Annotated in this window: 7 protein-coding genes; all 7 read left to right on the top strand. The window is 43.9% G+C overall.

The window, feature by feature from the left end; genetic code table 11:
• Positions 1-91 precede the first annotated feature (91 nt).
• Entirely contained in the window at positions 92-3958 is a 3867-nt protein-coding gene (locus tag INF28_RS09220) for an S-layer homology domain-containing protein (RefSeq protein ID WP_226393183.1), read from the top strand.
• Positions 3955-7695: an S-layer homology domain-containing protein gene (locus INF28_RS09215; protein WP_226393182.1), complete on the top strand. Its 3741-nt coding sequence runs from the start codon at positions 3955-3957 to the stop codon at positions 7693-7695. The genes INF28_RS09220 and INF28_RS09215 overlap by 4 nt, the downstream gene beginning before the upstream one ends.
• 118 nt (positions 7696-7813) lie before the next feature.
• Positions 7814-10147 carry an AraC family transcriptional regulator gene (locus INF28_RS09210; protein ID WP_226393181.1) on the top strand — a complete coding sequence of 778 codons (2334 nt, stop codon included), beginning with the start codon at positions 7814-7816 and terminating at the stop codon, positions 10145-10147.
• A gap of 9 nt (positions 10148-10156) precedes the next feature.
• Entirely contained in the window at positions 10157-12529 is a 2373-nt protein-coding gene (locus INF28_RS09205; protein WP_226393180.1) for a glycoside hydrolase family 2 TIM barrel-domain containing protein, read from the top strand.
• Positions 12530-12531: 2 nt separating this feature from the next.
• Positions 12532-14034, top strand: a complete 1503-nt coding sequence (locus INF28_RS09200) for a glycoside hydrolase family 31 protein (RefSeq protein ID WP_226393179.1) — start codon at positions 12532-12534, stop codon at positions 14032-14034.
• A 2-nt stretch (positions 14035-14036) separates the two neighbouring features.
• Positions 14037-15764: a hypothetical protein gene (locus INF28_RS09195; protein WP_226393178.1), complete on the top strand. Its 1728-nt coding sequence runs from the start codon at positions 14037-14039 to the stop codon at positions 15762-15764.
• A 78-nt stretch (positions 15765-15842) separates the two neighbouring features.
• The gene (locus INF28_RS09190; RefSeq protein ID WP_226393177.1) at positions 15843-17591 is read left to right on the top strand and encodes a hypothetical protein; all 1749 of its coding nucleotides are present in this window, start codon (positions 15843-15845) and stop codon (positions 17589-17591) included.
• Positions 17592-17989 lie beyond the last annotated feature (398 nt).

Genomic DNA, 17989 nt, shown 5'->3' with positions numbered 1-17989 from the left:
CGCTATCGTTGAGATAAAGTTATTGATTTTCGGCGGCATGGCCTGCCGCAAAAAAACTGCGGCAGGCTATGAAATGAAGAAAGGATGAAATATGAAAAAAAAGATTGCGTTGTTACTGGCATTTTTATGTAGTATTCAAATTGCCGTTGTTTCTGATATAGGACTGGCAGCGTCAACAGAAATCACACCGCAGCCGGATGATTCTGTGCGTGTTTTGGCATATGAGGACTTTGAAAACGGAGACCTCTCTACGTGGACCTGCTGGGATGCGGCGGGAAGAGTACCGGAAATTCAAGAAGGCTCAAACGGCAGCCAGGTACTGTTTCCCAATGCCGATTATGTGTATTATCAGGAAGGAACCAGCTGGAAAGACTATACTCTGGAATTTAATTGGTATGTGGAAAGTTATTCGGCAAAATGGCCGGGAATTTATTTTCAGATAGAGAATGGGAAGAAAAATAATTTATATTTTTCGGACGGCCAGGCACTGGTGCTGGAAACCAGAGACGGAAGAGTGTATGACGCCTCCGAGGATTTTACGGATGACGAAGGAGAGTGGGTTTATTTCCGACTGGAACACTATGGGAATCGGGTCAAGATCTTTTACAATAATAAAACCAAGCCTTTGCTGGATATTGAGGATGAAACGTTCAATGGCAGCGGGTATTTTGGTTTTGTTTCTTCCGGAGCAGGTGTTCGCATTGATAATTTATTGGTTTCAAAACCGCTACGTGAAGTGCCGGTGCCGGTTTTTGATTCTGCTGTCTCAGAATTGATTTACAGCAACGATTTTGAAGATGGGAATACAGAAGGCTGGAGCGGAGGATCCAGTGCGCCGATCATCACAGAACCGGGGGTAGATCACAACGAGGACAATCATGTATATGCGGTTACTGCATATGATAGCTGTCAGTCACAGCTGCTTCAGAATCTGCGCAATTATACCATAGAATTCAATATGAAAATTGAATATCGTGATGCAGAGGGAGCCTGGGGAAATACCTGGCCGGGGCTTTATTTCCGAAGTGCAGATGCCAAACGGTACAATCTGTATTTTTGTACGATTCCTGGAGCGGAGTCCATTACGGTAGAGCGAAATAAAAACGGTCAAAGTACCGGATGGATGGGCAATGCGGATGCAACCGGATTTACAGATGAGAGCGGTTATTGGGCTTATTTTAAAATAGAAGCTTACGGAAATGAAATTAAAATCTATTATATGGATAAAGAGAACCCAGCGCTGATTTTTACGGATACCGATCCAGAGGCGCCAGTGGGAGGAGAACTGATTTTTAATTACGGCGGCGCCTCCATGTATTATCTGGATAATCTATTGATCACTTCAAAAAAAGCAGACCCTGCCGTTTCAGATCCTGTACAGCCTGATCCGGAAAAAGAACTGCTGCTTTTCCAAGATTATGAAAATGGGGAAGCACTCGGCTGGACAGCGGGAGGAAACGTACAAATCATTGGCGGGAATCATGTATTTGCTATTGACCAGCCCGTTTATACGGAAAAAGAGTATGCGGATGATTTTCGCATGGATTTCAATCTATGGGTTGATTATCGAGACAGCGCAGGAAATTTTGCGGCGGCATGTCCAAAGATTTCTTTTTGTGCAAATGATTCGGAAGCATATTATCTGCAGATGAATACACGTTTGTCAAACGGCGGCAATGAACTTGCGCTGATCAAAAAAACCGCAGAAGGTGATGAATGGCTGGCCTGGCCGGTGGTTTGGGTGATGGATGATAATTGTTCCTGGGTCCATATGCGGATTCAAAAGAAGGGGAATGAAATTTTAGTATATTATAAAGACATGGAAACACCGATCATCCAGGCAGTAGACCATGGAACCCCCTGCCCAGGAGGCAAGGTGGGTTTTGATGGTGAAAATGTCCGCAGTTTTTATGTTGATAATTTTTGCATCAATACGTTCCTGCCAAGTTATTTAGCAAACATAGAAGATATGCAGCTGCAGCAAAAGGAAGGACAGATTTCCTGTATGGCGCAGATCGTGAATCTAAACGAAGAACCGATGGATGCTATTGCGGTTTTGGCGGCTTATCGTGGCGGAAGGCTGGCAGGATTGACAGCGCAGGAAGTGAATCTGAAAAGCAATGCGCCGAACGGGAGCACGCCGGAACCGGATGAGGTTACCCTTGCTTTAACAGGTAATCTGACGGATTATGAGCAGGTACAGTTGTATTTGTGGAAAAATTTAGATACCTTGCAGGTGTTGTGTCCGCCGAAGGAGCGGCAGAACCGCAGTCCGGTGCCTGAACCCATAAGCGAACACGGTTTGACGGTACAGGCGGAGTGTCTGCAGGAGGAGGTTTCCATCAGCGGAACGCTGACATCAGGACAGGAAAGGGAAATTTCAGTGCTGGTGTTAAAGCCGGGGATCAATCCTGAAAATTTAAAAGTATCACAGATGAATTTGCAGAACGTAGCAGAACTGCGGCAGATCCCGGTAGACGAGGACGATAGTTTTCATTTTGATTTTATGATGAACGAGACTGAAGCGGAAGGACGGTATGTCGTTTTAGCGGGGAATGAGTATCCGATTACCGAAGAAAAAACGGAGTTTGATTTCATCAGTACAAAGAAAATGGATGAATTCCTGCAAAAAATCAATTTGGCATCAGAACCCAAAGCGCTTTTGGCCGCATTGACGTCTGAGAAATATACGGCGGCAGCCGTTAAATTGAATTTATATCCTGATTTGTTTGCCAAACTGCAAACGGCAGGGAAAAATGCGGCCGGAACACTGATGCTGGACGAAAAGCCGGAAGCGGGATTTTCTGAGTCAAATCTATCTGGGCTGGCAGTGCGTGCTCTCGCAGTCGGCATGGTGAAAGATTGTGTTTCCAAGCAAGATGTAAAAAGCGTTTTTGGTGACAGAAAAGATTTTTATACTTTTTCGTCAGCAGATTGGGAGGCCTATGCGCAGGCGGCTGGCACTCTGCAGGAGGAAATCTGTGACGGTATATATCACAATAAGGGATACTACCAGACTCCGGAAGATATAGCCGCCGATTTTACAGTACAAATTGCCTTGGCAAAAATTTTTCTGGCAAATTATACAGAAATACAGAAGCTTCTGGAAGAAAATGAGGAACTGCTGGGCGTTGATTCCCAAAAAGTTTTAAAATTAGGTTCCTCTTCTCAAAAGAACAAAGTATATACCGGATTGAATCAGCAGAGATGTTTTGATGCCGAAACTTTTGCCAAATTATATCAACAGCTCCTGTCACAGTCAGGTGCCATAGTTACGGGCGGAACCGGGACCTCCGGCGGCGGAGGCGGCGGAAGCTTTGGAGGAAGCAGACTTTCTGGCGGCGGTGCAGTGGTTTCCAAAGAGAATGGGGAAGGGACTTCTGAGAATTTACTGCCTTTGAAAGAGGCTAAATTTTCTGATGTAACAGCTCAGCACTGGGCATATACAGCAATTACAGAATTAGGGAAAAAAGGAATTATTCAGGGATTTGAAGACGGAACGTTTCAGCCTGATGCTACGGTTTCCCGTGCGGAATTTGTTAAAATGCTTATTCTTGCCTTGGACATGGACGTTACGGATGGAGAATCTCCTTTTGAAGATGTTGCTTCTGAGGAATGGTATGCACCGTATATCATAAGTGCAGCTAAGCAAGGGCTGGTTTATGGGGTAAGCCAGAATCAGTTTGAACCGGACAGCAGTATTACCCGGGAAGATATGGCGGTTATTCTTTACCGTGCGGTACAAAATACTCAAATTGCACTGCCTGCGATTTCAGATACCGTGTTTTCTGATGGAGATGAAATCAGCACCTATGCTTTGGAAGCGGTAAAATTCATGGCGGATGCCGGTATCATATGCGGCAGCGAGAATCGGTTTTATCCTAAGGATTCCGCTTTAAGAAGCGAGACAGCACAGATGCTTTATCGTATTTTACAAGCAGACGGGAGGAAACAATGAGAAAATTAAAGAAAATGAAATGGATAGCTGCAGCAGTTTGCCTGATTTTCCTGTTTTCGTTTATGCCGGGAAGTATTGTGATGGGTCAGGAGAAAATAGAGATCAAATTTCAAGATGAGCTGAGCGGATGGAGCAGTGAAGGTCAGGCGGGAGAGATCGTGCAAGATAATGGAGAAAATGTTCTCCGTGTCGGAGATGGTGATTTTTGTCCGGAAATGGAGGATTGGGTCAATTACACCGTTGCATTGAAAGCAAAAATTGATTTCCAAAACGGAAGCTATCCGGGGATTTACATTCGCAGCTCGGAAAACGGAAGATATCGGATTTATTTTGATGCCGCAGCCGGCACGCTGGAACTAGAGCGGCAGACAAATGGCATTTCGATACCGCTGAGCCGCAGTGCGGTTGCATTGCAGGAAAACAGTCAAAAATGGACGGACCTGGAGATCAGTATCAAAAACAAGGAAATCAAAGTTTCTTTTGCTGGAGAACAGGTTCTGGAAGTGGAGGACGCATTGCCTCTGGCAAGCGGCGGAGTGGGCTTCACATCCGGCGGGACTGACTTTTTCCTGAGCAGTTTGGTGATCACGTCTCTTTCCGGAAGCGTGGATATTTCGGACGAACAAGAGGAAGTGCAGCAAACGCAGGAGGAAATTCCCGGGGAAATTATTTATGAATGGGATTTTGAGAATGGAAAAGGAAGCTGGAACAGCTTCGGAAACAAAAGTACGGTAGAATCAGATGGTGATAACCATATATACCATGTACAAAGTTATGATTATGAAGAAAAGTCCCTGGGCTGGGGAGATTTTTCTGCGGAATTTGATATCAAGATTGAATATGGCGCACAGGGAACAACATGGCCTGCAATCTATTTGAAATGGGCGGCCAGCGGCGCCAGATATGATGTTTATTTTGACAGCAATGGGCAGGCTATTTGTGTGGAATATGTACAGGGCGGACAAAAGCGATGGGTCGGAGCAGGAAACACTCCTTTCCTTGCCAATGACGGAGAATGGGTACATATGAAGGCTGTTTGCAAAGGCGGCAACATTAAAATTTATTATGAAGATATGCAGACGCCGGTGGTAGATGTGACCGATGAAACACCCATTGAAATCGGAGGTATTGGGTTTGGTGACGGCGGTGCTCAAGTCTTTGTGGATAACATTGAGGTAAGGGATTTGCCAATGGAAGTGATTCTTCCCGATTTTAATGCACAGGAAAATCAAACGGACTATGCAAACAGCGCATATGTAAAAGAAATCCAGCGGCTGATTGGGTTGAATTTGATACAGGGTGATGAAAACGGAAACATTTCTCCGTCTGCGGATTTGACCAGAGCAGAATTTGCACAGGTGTTATTCCGGGCACGGAATTTGACGCCGATTGCAGCATCTGAATATTCTGATGTTCCGGAAAGTCATTGGGCAAACGGCGTCATTGGTGCGGTTTCTTCCTGCGGATTGATGAATGGCTATGTAGATCATTTATTCCGCCCGGATGAAGAGGTATCGGTTGATGAAGCGGCAAAAGCATTGGTATGTCTTTTGGGATACGAAGCTTTGGCGGAAGAAGAAGGCGGTTATCCGGCGGGATACCGTAAAATTGCATCAAGAAAAAATATTTTACAGGGTATAGAAAGTTTCGGAGATCAGACGCTTACCCGTGAAGAAGCGGCCAAAATGCTTTCCAATGCTATCGACGAAGATATTCTATATCTGCAAAGTTATTCTGCTTCAGAAACAGTATATGGAGAAGAACGCGGCAAAACCGTGCTTTCAGAATATCATAATATTTATAAAGACCGTGGGTTAGTATCAGAAACAGATTCCGGGTCTCTGACAGGAACGTCAGAGCTTGCTGATGGTATGATTCGGATCGACGAAACGATATATCAGGTCGGAAGCAGCGACGCCCAGGAATACTTAGGATATCAGGTATCTTATTACTATCAGGATAATAAAAATGCACAGATACCGGTTTTGCTGTACGCTGAACCGTTTGGAAGCGAAACGCCCCTGAAAGTGGATGCTGAGAATATCGCTTTGTCTGATCAGCTTGAAACATTCTCTTATTATGACGAAAACGGACGGCTGCGCAGTGTTCCTTTATCCAAGAATCTGACCATTCTTTTAAATGGGGCTGCGGCAGAATATAAGGCGGAAAATCTGTGCCCGGAAATTGGAAGCGTCACCCTGCTGAAAACAGGCGGAAGTAGTTCTTATGATCTTGCACTGACAGAAAGCTGGGAAACATGGGTAATTGGGAACATCTCCCGTGATACCGGCATGATCCGTGATTTTTACCGGGATCGAACTTTGTCTTTGGAGCCGGAAAACCCGGAAAACTCTATTCAAATTACAAAAGATGGCATAGAGGCGACCATGGAAGATCTGAATGTGAGAGATGTTTTGCTGGTGAAAAAAACCGAAAGAGCCGATAGTGCGGATTATGAGATTCGAGCTTCTTCCGCAAAGTTCCAGGGGAATATAGAGGCAATCCGCAAGGAAGAAGACGGTACGCAAACCATACAGTCCAGAGAAACAAAATATCGTACTTCCCCGTATTACCGCAGTTTATGTGAGGATAAGCTGATCAAGGAAGTGACAGGCGGAGCATTGGCTATGTTTTATTTTGACGCAATGGGCAATGTGGCCGTTATAGAAGCCAAGGGCAACGATCATATTGTTTTGCTGAATGCAGTTGCTCCGGGAGAAGGGTTTTCCGGATTGTGGCAGGCAGAGGTGCTGGAACCGGATGGAACCTGGACCATTTTGGATTTCCCCCGGGAAATTCAATTCAATGGTGTTGCCTATTCGGTAGAAGAAAATGGGATGCCGGCAGAATTTTACCAAGAGGGCGAATTTGTAAAACAGCTGGTGTATTTGAAGAAAAACAGTCACGATGAAATTCTTTCTCTGGATACAGCACAGCAGGATCAGAATGCCGTACTGCGCATCGGAAGCCAGTATGCCAGCGGTATCCGGTATACAGCAGCTACGGGGTCTTTTGACAGCCAGTCCTATATCGATGGAAATACACAAGTCTTTGCTGTCCCCGCAGAGGAATGGGACAGAAAACAGTATACTGCTGCCAAACAGGCATATTTCCAGGATGACAGGGTGTATGCGGTACAGTGCTACAATGAAAATGAGTTCGAAGTGGCAGAAGCGGTTTTGGTTTTTGAAGGAAAAACCGGTGCGGTGTCCGAGAAACTGGCTCGGCCCTTTGTGGTTGACAGTATTGCAAAGGCGCTGGACGGCGATGAAGAGGTATGGCAGATCAGCGGATATCAGGAAGGTGCGCTGCGGCAGGAAAATACTTTCGAAGAGGATGCGGTGAAAGACCTGGAAAAAGGTGATGTCATCTTAATGCGGCGGGATTTGAATGGAAATATCGTTGGATATACCTATTTGCTTGATCGTTCGAAAGGACGGCAGTACAGCAACAATCCTGTGGTTTCTATGGCTGCGGATCGTATCGTGGTAGAAGGAGATGTGCTGAAATACAGCGCAGGAGAAGGACGGATTTTGCTTTGCATTGGGAAAGACGGAGAAGGGAATGATGTCAACAAGGCATATATGCTTTCTGGAGCACCTGCGATTATGCTTTATGATAAAAACGCAGACCGTATTTTTACGGGTTCGTTAGCAGATATCCAGCCAGGCACTCATATCCTGCTAGAATTTTCCTGGAATACGCTTCGGGATATTGTTTTGTATCCGGATTTATAAAAAATAGCTCCTAAAAGATAGTAAAATGCAAGCCCTTGTGTTAAACTGAAAGGGTCTTGATGAGAAATAACATATCATCATAAAGCATTTTAAATTCTTTGTAAAAGAAGGTGGCGTTTTGTTAAAGCGTTTTCAAACTGTATTTATTAAATTGGTAGCTTCCTATGCGGCTGTTGTTATTTTACTTTCATTATCCATAGGAGCGGTTTCTTATGCGTTCTTTTCTAATATTTTAGAAGAGGAAATCACGGATAATAATGATGAAATGATACAACGTACGGCAAATAGTTTGAAGCAGCAGATTTTTGATCAGGTAGAAAGCTTGTGGATGGAAACGGCGGTTTCAGACGAACAGGTGTCACGTTTTTTCGAAACACCCGAATTAATGACAGCAGTAGATTATTACAATATTTGTCAGCAGCTGCAGAGAACGGTTCGGAATAACAGTACATTTCTTTATTCTATGGATATCTATGTAAAAGAATCCGGTATGGTCATTTCCTCCTCCCAGGGGATCAAGTATTTGCGGGAGGGGGAGCTTGGCCCGGCAGAAGAGTTTAGAGATATTGTGGAAAAAGGTGTTGTGACAAGCAAATGGATCGCACCCAGATTGATTCTTGAAACGGAAAGTCGGGATTCTTCTGAGCAGGGCAGAAGTTATATTACCTTTCTTCGGACAATCCCCTATATCCGCAGTGAAAACATTCCATTTAAGGGATATTTGGCCATCAAAGTCCGGGAAGAGGCTGTATATAATATTATTTGTTCAGCCATCCAAAACCAGAAGTGTGAAATGATGATAGTTGATCAGTCAGGGACTTTGATGAGTCACAGCAACGCAGATCTGTTATTTACAGATATCAGCCAGGAACCTTACATTCAGGATATCATCCATGAAAGCCAGCCGTATCATTTGGAATCGGTGGATGCTGACGGACAGAAAGCCATTGTGACTTCGGTAGATTTGGGTTCCGGCGGTCTTCGTCTGATTCGCAAATTATCTTTCACTGCTTTTTATGAAAAAATAAATACGCTGCGATGGCTCATTGCGCTCATATGTCTTGTTCTGGGCGCTGCAGGCATTGGAATATCTCTCTTGTTTATTCGGGATATTTATGATCCGCTGAAAAACATTGTGAACAACCTGCATCATTTTATTGATAAGCCATATGAACAAAACGAAAAAAACGAGTACAGCCTGATCAACCGTACCTTGACTTCGCTGTCCAAAAAAGTTGTGACGTTAGAAGGGACATTAAAAGAAAATATGCCTGTTATTCGCAGCGGCGTTGTGGAAGAATTGCTGACCATGCAAGAGCAAAACCGCATGGGGTTAAAAAAGCGGCTGGAAGTTTGTGATATCCAGTTTTCCGGGCAGAACTTCATGGCGATTGCCATAACCATTCCCTTGCGTACTGCACAGGAACTGGACGCAAGTTACTTAGAATATTTTCGTTTTGATTTGATCCGCTGTTTCCAGGAAACGCAAACGGAGTTTTGCGTTTATGGAACTACCATCCGTGACCGCAATATGGGAATCATTGTGAATGCAATGCAGAAAAACGATGAAGCAGCAATCAAATTGATTCGAAAGGCGATAGAGTATGCCTGTGAGCAGCACAAAATTAAACCAATTTTTGCGATGGGTAAATGGGTTATTGGAATGGAAGAGATCAGCGTTTCCTATTTGCATGCCGCAGATTGTTTGAAATACGCTTTTCTTATGCCGGAAAAGCAGTGGCTTTCAGTAGCAGAGCTGTCCCGGCGGGAACACAGCATGGAAGCGATTCCGTCCGGTCTCTTAAAAAAATATTATACTGCGATTCGAAGCGGAAACATGGATGAAGTAATCGGCACAGTACATAGAGTGACTTCGGAATTGAAACAAGGGGATTATTCTTATCATTTATGTGAACGCATCCTGAACGAAATGATTTCCTTTCTGCAGGGGTATATTTTGGAAAAAAATATAGATCCCCGGCAGTTTAATGACCAGAATTTTTATGTAATTCAGGAGCAAATTGGGGATATCTATGCGTTTCAGGATTGGCTTATAGAGCAAATCAGGATTTTTTTACAGTATTTAATCCAAAACAGCAAGATAGAGAATTCTGCTTTGATTGAACGTGCACGGCAATATATCGAAGAAAACCTTGACAAGGATATATCGCTTTCTTCTGTGGCAGAAAAATTATATATTACTGCGCCGTACCTGAGCAAGCTTTTCAAAGAAGAGGTGGGCATTAATTTCAATAACTATGTGACCAAGAAGCGGTTGGAAATGGCCAGAGAACTGGTTTTGCATACCAATGCTTCGGTCAATGAAATTACGCAAAAGGTTGGATTTAACAGTTCAACATACTTGATCAAAAAATTTAAAGAGGCGTTTGGAGATACGCCGGTCAATTATAAAAAAAGATGGATCATACAGCAAGAGCAGGAAGAGGAATGAGGTACTGTGATGAAACAAAAATGGAATGAAAACTGGCAGTTTTATAAAAATGAAGAATGGGAAGAAATAATTCTTCCGCACACGCCTCAGATAGAACCTTTGGATGTTGGAATGCATTTTCAGGGTGTCGTTCGGTATCGAAAAAAATTAGAGGTTTGTGATACCTGGGTGGGAAAACAGATTATTTTAGAACTTGAGGCTGTGATGCAGGCCGCACGGGTTTTTATCAACGGCCAATGCATTGCCGAACACAAAGGAGGATATCTGCCGGTCGTTTGTGACGTGACAAAGTGGGTTTCTTTTGAGGGCGATAATTGGGTTGAAGTAGAAGCGGACAATAGGGATGATCCTGATATTCCGCCGGGCAAACCGCTTGCACGGCTGGATTACGGATATTTTGGAGGCATTTATCGCAATGCCTGGCTGATGGTTCAGGAGCCGATCTCTTTTACCCATGAAATTCTTTCTTCAACTTGTGCCGGCGGCGGAATTTTTGCGGTCAGTGATGCGGTGTCAGAAGAAAGCGCCAGGATCAAAGTATTTGCAGAAGTACAGAATTTGACACACCAGGAAAAAGAGGTGTGGGTGACAGCAAAATTGCAAAAGGATAATTGGTGTGCTGCGGCTGAAAAAACCAAGTTGACAGTCATGCCGGGAAGTCAAAAAACGGCAGAATTTGTTCTGGATATCAAGACGCCGCAGTTATGGTCGCCCGACGATCCGCAGCTTTATACTCTGCAGGCAGAGACTGAAACCGATGGTGGTATAACAGATAGCCGTTCTTTCAACATAGGGATACGATCTGTTCGATGCAGCAGAGAAGAAGGCTTTGTGCTGAACGGAAAGCCGATTGTACTTCGGGGTGCAAATCGGCATCAGCAATATCCATACCTTGGATATGCAGCGTCCGATCAGGCACAGTATAGAGATGCGGTAAAATATAAGGAAGGCGGGTTCAATTTTATCCGATTTGCGCATTATCCGCAATCGCCTGCTTTTTTGGAGGCCTGTGACCGTTTGGGCATTTTGGTTATGGAGCCGACTCCTGGCTGGCAGTGGTGTCAGGAAGGCGTTTTCAAGGACCGTGTGAAGGAAAACGTGCGGGACATGATCCGGAGAGATCGGAACCACCCTTGTGTGGTTATTTGGGAGCTCAGCTTAAATGAAACCGGGGATACCGAAGGGACGATTTTTGATAAATGGAGCGGTGCTACGGATGACTTTTATTGCGAAATCAAAGAAACGGCAAAGAAAGAGTTCCCGTTTGGAATATTGACCAGCGGTGATACGTTAGGAAGAAGGAATCCGGTAAAAGTAGGATATGACATACCTTATTCGGTTTTTGATGCTGCAAAAATGAGCGGAACACTTCCTGTGCCAAATCGGCCGGGCATGGTAAGAGAATACGGTGATTTTGAGTTTGGGGGAAACTATTCCACTACGCGCCAAAGCCGAAAAGACGGCCAATTTGCCATGCTTTTGTCCGCTTGGAATTTTCAGTGGTCGCATAACCGCAATCGGGGCTGTGATTGGTGCCTGGGAGATGCAGTGTGGGTTGGTGCGGATTATAACCGCGGATATTTTCCGGAATATCCTATTTGTACCTGCGGTGTTATGGATTTGTTCCGTCTGCCCAAGTTTTCCTATTTCTTCTACCGGAGTCAGCAAAGTCAGACTCCAATGGTTTATATTGCAAATTATTGGTTAGATGCTGCATCGGCCTCCAAACTGGTGGTTTACTCCAACTGTGATGAAGTAGAACTGCGCATAAACGGTAAAAGCATTGTGCGGCAGAAGCCGGATCATGGACCGGATACGTCCTATCAGGTGAATCATGTATATGCTGACCCCAATTATTGGCAGCATCAGACAGAAATTCAGCAGGCGCAGAATCGAAAAGAGGATTTGCAGGATGCGCCGAAATCTTTTGCTGAAGGAAAGATGTTTGACGGAGGAAATTGTCTGCATTTAGAACATCCGCCGTTTACTTTTGAAAATGTTCCGTTCGAACCGGGGACGGTTGAGGCGGTCGGCTGGATCGCAGGAGAGGAAAAAGCTTGTTTTGTTAGAAAAACGCCGGGAGAACCGGCAATGCTCAAGCTTTGTATAGATGATGCCGGAATCAAGCTTTTCAACGACGGCAGTGATTTTGTGTTTGTGCATGCTCTTGTTTGTGATCAGGAAGGCACCGTTGTACCGGAAGCTGACAATCCTATTCACTTTACAGTAGAAAATGGATGTGTTGTAGGCGCTTTGTCAGAAGCGGCGGGCGGTATTGCTTCAGCTATGATCAAGGCGTTGCCTCATGCAGGAGAAGTTGGCATCAAGGTGTCCGCAGAGGGCTTGCAGGGAGATGAATGCACTGTTTGTTGGGAGGAATGACGATGGAATTTTCGCTTCTTGCAAATGAATACTGGTGGGGCGGTATGGTAGAAAAAGGCATAGAGATGCCGTTTCATCAGCAGAGTAAGGTTTGTTTGGATTTGAGGCGGACAGATCACTATAATCAGGTTTCCCCATTTTTTCTGTCAAGCAGGGGCAGGATCCTTTGGAGTCAGAAGCCTTTTTCAGCAACTTTTGACAAAGGAAAGGTATTTGTTGATGGGATCGCACAATTGGAAACAGTTGGGAACTGTCTTCGAGAGGCGTATTTATACGGAGCTTCACATTGCTTCCCTTTTGCATCCAATATTCCTGATGCAATGTTTTTTTCAGCGCCTCAGTATAACACATGGATTGAGCTTATGCACGATCAAAATCAAGAGGCAATTATAGCATATGCCCGGAATATCATCGCCCATGGTATGCCGCCCGGAATATTGATGATCGACGATGGATGGGCGCTTGATTATGGCGAATTTACTTTCCACCCCGGAAAATTTTCTAATCCGAAGAAGATGGTAGAAACATTGCATGAGATGGGATTTTGGGTCATGCTTTGGGTGTGCCCTTATGTTTCGCCGGATTCCCCAGTGTTTCGGGAATTGCAGGCGCAGGACTACCTTATTTTGAGGCAGGATGGAAAACCTGCGGCAGGATGCTGGTGGAATGGTATCAGTGCGGGGATTGATTTGTTTTCAGAAGAAGCTGTGGGATGGTTTACAGGGAAACTGAAAAAAATGATGCAGGAATATGGTATAGACGGTTTTAAATTTGACGGCGGAGATATGGAGTTTTATGCATCAGCAGAAGCCCCGGAAAAACCATGGCACTATACAGAAAAATATGGTTTGCTGGGGGAAGTGTTTGCGTTCAATGAATATCGTGCCGCATGGAATCTGGGCGGAAAGCCGCTGGTCATGCGGCTGAGCGATAAACAGCACAGCTGGACAGAAAATGGCATCAATACTTTGCTTCCCAATTCCTTGGTACAGGGGCTGCTGGGATATACATACCATTGCCCCGATATGATTGGCGGCGGAGAAATTCATAGTTTTCATCAAAACCGTCATTGCCTGGATCAGGAATTGGTGGTGCGTTATGCGCAGGCGAGTGCACTTTGCCCCATGATGCAGTTTTCGGCAGCGCCGTGGCGTGTATTGGATGAGAAACATTTTGAAATGGTTCAGAAAATGGTATCTCTCCATCAGAAAATGGGAGAATATATCGTCGGATTAGCACAGCACAGCGCAAGGACCTGTGAACCCATTATGCGGCATATGGCTTATGAATTTCCTGATGCCGGCTGTGAAACGATTCAGGATCAGTTTATGTTGGGCAGTAAGATATTGGTGGCTCCGATATTAAAAAAGGGAGAAAGAAGCCGATCGGTATACCTTCCCGAAGGCATATGGCGAAGAAACGATAACGCAGTCATGCGAGGAGGCCGGGAAATAACGATGGACGCGCCACTAAATACGTTGCTGTATTTTGAAAGAGGGGAATAGTTATGCCGGTCACACTAAATGCAATCGTGAACATACAAAAAACGGTCTGGGATCTTTTGGACTTTAAGGACCAAACACCGATAAAATTTGTGCAGCGGCAAGGAGCATATGTCAAAATAGAAAACGGTGCCGCATGGATTGGCGGCAGCTGTATTTCGGAATATGGACGTGCATTTGCTTTATATGCCCAATATGTATCGGAAGGGATAAAAAAATGTGAAATTTTTCAAAAGCCGTCTTTTCGGGAGTGCGGTGTCATGATAGAAACCTCTCTCAACACCGCTTTGCGTCCTGCGGCAATCAAAATTTATATCAATCATATGGCTATGCTGGGAATGAACTTCTTTTTGTTTTCATTTGCCTGGGGGCGGGCTTGGACGGTCGGGAAATATATCGAAGAAGAACTGATAGATCTTGCGCATTATGCGGCTTCTTTGGGGATAGAAATGGTTCCGTGCATTTCTGTTCAACCAGCAGACAATATACAGCTTGGCTGGAAAAATGAAAAAGAATCAGGGTATATATCCAGTGATTGGAATGATGAGATATTTTTGCAGCAGCTGCTGTGTTTGATACGGCGGTGCTTTCGCTCTGAGCGGATCTATATCAAAGTCGTTCCGCCGGAAAAAAATGCGGCGGAGGAATACTTAGAATTGGATGACGGTAAACAAATAGAGGCAATGCAGGCTTTGCTTTGGAAGCTGTATCAAAAAAGTATTTATCATGGATTGTCACCTGTACTATGGGCGGATCCCATGGTCCCTTCAGAAAAACAAATGTTTCTCTACGATGATTTTATAAGGGCGGCACGGGAATATAAGCTGGATGCGGCTATGATATGCGCAAATGGTTCTTGTGCCGTTCAAAAAGATTTTTCAAAAAAGATTTTGGCATATTCTAAACAAAATGTTTTCGTTTCTCTTGCGAGCGGAGAAAAAATATGCAGAAGTTTTTTGCCTGACTGCAAGCAAATGATTCAGGAGGCAATTCCTGCGTTGGATTTTTCTGTCAGAAAAGGGATAAACACGGTATTTGCCGTAATACGGATGACCGGAGAATGTACTGCTGATTTCATGTATTTTTTGCCATACTTAATGGCCTATAGTGAATATTGTTATGCAGGCATTGGTACTGCCGAAGAAAAAATATATGAAATGTCCAGATTTTTTTTAAAGCGGGAGAAAAAAGAAATAGAATATTTTTCTTTTTTTCAAAAAAGAAAAGGAACAGAACTCATATGGTGCGATCCTTTTGTTCGTTTGTTTCACAATGAAGAGGAACTGAAAAAAACAAAAGAAATGTTTCAGCAAGCATATCAATATTTTAGCAGCAGGACGGAAGCAGAACGCAATGAGTATGCGGCATTGCTTTTCAAAGTGGCAAAGGAGAAATGTGAATTATGTCAAAATCTTTTTCCTGCCTATTATATTGGAGACCGGAATTATTTATGGCTTGTGGCTGAAGATTTGATCCCCAGACTGCAAAGCGATTATGAAGAACTGCATCATGTGCATAAACAGCTGTGGAGGAAAAATTGTATGACATATGGATGGGAAATCCTGGACGGGAAATACGGGGCAATGCACGCCCGGCTTGCCTCTGTGGGAGAGAGCGTTTTGGCTTATTTGAATGAAGAAATTTCGCAGATAGAGGAATTGACCGAAAAGGGCAGGCTGGAACAAAATCAAAATTTCCTTCCGGCTTTATCGGGATTTTATTATATGAATTGACAGGTGTGCAGAGGGAAAAAAGACCCTCATAACTGCGATGGGATCATAGGAAAGAGATTGAATGAAAGGAGTAGAAAAATGAAAAAAATATGTGCTGTTATAGTAAGCGTATTATGTTTGGGAGGACTGTTCCCGGAATGCTCTTGGGCGGAAAGTGAATTGTGGGATATACCTGTCGATGTCCTGCGTCCTGTGGTAGAAGAAGGAGAAACGATGATCATGCAGGATGATTTTGAAGGAAATCCCGATTTGACATATACAATAGACGGGCAGGAAGCTACCGTTGGATGGAGTGCGGGTGAAGGCGAAAAAGTGGACGTTATTGGCGCTGAGGGAGGCAATCATATTGCCAAACTGGCCGATCCGAATGGCTGGCCAAGTTTGGGATGGGGCAGTTGGTTTTTGGATAACTCGGTCTTAAAATTTAACATGCGGGTGGATTATGATCAGACAGAGGGAGCGGGATGGATTCAAATCGCAAAGCTTCGGATGCGCTGGGGAGATGATTATGCAAAAATCATGCTATATCATGATCCGCAGAATACGAGCGGGGAAGTGATTTATGAGCAGATCTATAAAGCAAACGGCCAAACGCAGAGTTCTAACTGGACAACAGTAACCATCGAGAATTTTGACGAGGTTTTTCGCAATCAATGGAACTATTGGCAGTTTGTCATGTATGAGGATAAAATTGTGGTGTATTTAAATGACACAGAAACGCCATTGATGGTTTGCAATTATTATAATCCCAATGGTATTGCAGGTGCGCTGGGATTTGAAAATGGAAATGCCAATCTTTATATGGACAATTTCCTTGTGGTAAAGAAGGATTATACCAATGCTCCGGTGCCGGAAATCCCGGATGACAGAAAGGTGCTGTACTGGCAGGATTTTGAAGATTATCAAATGGAGCCAGAGGACTTAGGCGGATGCTATAAGCTGGATATTTGGAATGAAATTTGGAGTTTTGGCGGAAGTGTGGTAAATGACGGTTACGGAACAGGAAGCGAAAATGGCGCTTATAATTTTAAAGGGGAGTATATTTCTAAAGATTTGGAACTCTTTGATTTTTGTATGGAATTCAATATAAAAATAGACGCGCCTGCTGCAGCATGGCCTGAGTTTAGCTGGAACCGAATGTGGACGACCGCCGAGAGCAAATACAAATCTTATTTTGATACTTCCGCAGGAATTTTGACACTGCTGAAAGTGGTAAATGGAGCGGAAGATTGGGATACGCTGCAAATGGCACCTGGTCCTGGTATTATGAATGTAAAAGAGATGAATGACAAATGGGCCTATATGAAGATCGAGCGAGTCAGCAATGTTATAAAAATTTATTATAATGACAAAGAAAATCCCTGTCTGATTGTAACAGATCCTGGTGCGACAATCAACAGCGGCGGAATTAAGATCGCCGACGGCGGTGCCAATAAGATGTATATTGATAATTTGCTAATTTCTGTACCCAAGAAAGGTCCGGATTTTGAAATTGCGGAGCATGAGTTTCAGTTTACTGAAGAAACGCCGGGAACAACAACCGTGACTGCAAATCTTTCCGTTTTCAATCGGGGAGAGGATACTGTTGCGTCGGCAGTGTTGCTGGCGGCATATGATGCAGAAAGCGGCATATTGTGTCAGACAGCCCAGGCAGATGTAAATGAGATCCCTGTTACGGAAGAAGATGCGCCTTACGCAGTTCCGGTGTCTATGACGATAGAGGGTTCGGCAGAAGAATATTCTTATCAAATATTTATATGGGATTCTTTAAATGAAATGAAACCGTTGTGGGAGAGTATTCCCTATGGCGCAGAAGAAACTGTTTAAAAAACGTGGGATAAAATATTTTATGCGGGAAGGTAATGGAATAACCTTTTGCATTTCCGTTTGACAGTGCCGGAAAAACGTTAATAAAAGGAAAAGAAGTCTGACAAATCTGATGCATGAATCAGGTTTGTCAGACTTTGTTTTTTTAATTTTGATATTTGACGGTTTAACTTTTTGTTGCACGAATTTATATGAAAAAATATTGCATATTCTGCAAACTTCCTATATAATGTAACCATAAAAGAGTAAATCTTTTGGAAAAATTTTATAAAATTGAAAATAACGGCGAAAAAAATAAAAAAGTCTGCTTTCGCAGACTCAAAGCACCATTGTGCAGGAACGGAAAATCCGAACGATTTGAAAAAATTTTTATTTGAACTCGTAGTGTAATTTATAGG

This window comes from Ructibacterium gallinarum (assembly GCF_014982785.1).
Classification (GTDB): domain Bacteria; phylum Bacillota; class Clostridia; order Monoglobales; family Monoglobaceae; genus Ructibacterium; species Ructibacterium gallinarum.
This window is presented reverse-complemented; position numbering and strand designations above follow the sequence as displayed.

Excerpts from the sequence above, each read along its gene's own strand:
- INF28_RS09195 (WP_226393178.1), top strand. The coding sequence starts at position 14,037 with ATGCCGGTCACACTAAATGCAATCGTGAACATACAAAAAACGGTCTGG.
- INF28_RS09200 (WP_226393179.1), top strand. The coding sequence starts at position 12,532 with ATGGAATTTTCGCTTCTTGCAAATGAATACTGGTGGGGCGGTATGGTA.
- INF28_RS09220 (WP_226393183.1), top strand. The coding sequence starts at position 92 with ATGAAAAAAAAGATTGCGTTGTTACTGGCATTTTTATGTAGTATTCAA.
- INF28_RS09190 (WP_226393177.1), top strand. The coding sequence starts at position 15,843 with ATGAAAAAAATATGTGCTGTTATAGTAAGCGTATTATGTTTGGGAGGA.
- INF28_RS09205 (WP_226393180.1), top strand. The coding sequence starts at position 10,157 with ATGAAACAAAAATGGAATGAAAACTGGCAGTTTTATAAAAATGAAGAA.
- INF28_RS09215 (WP_226393182.1), top strand. The coding sequence starts at position 3,955 with ATGAGAAAATTAAAGAAAATGAAATGGATAGCTGCAGCAGTTTGCCTG.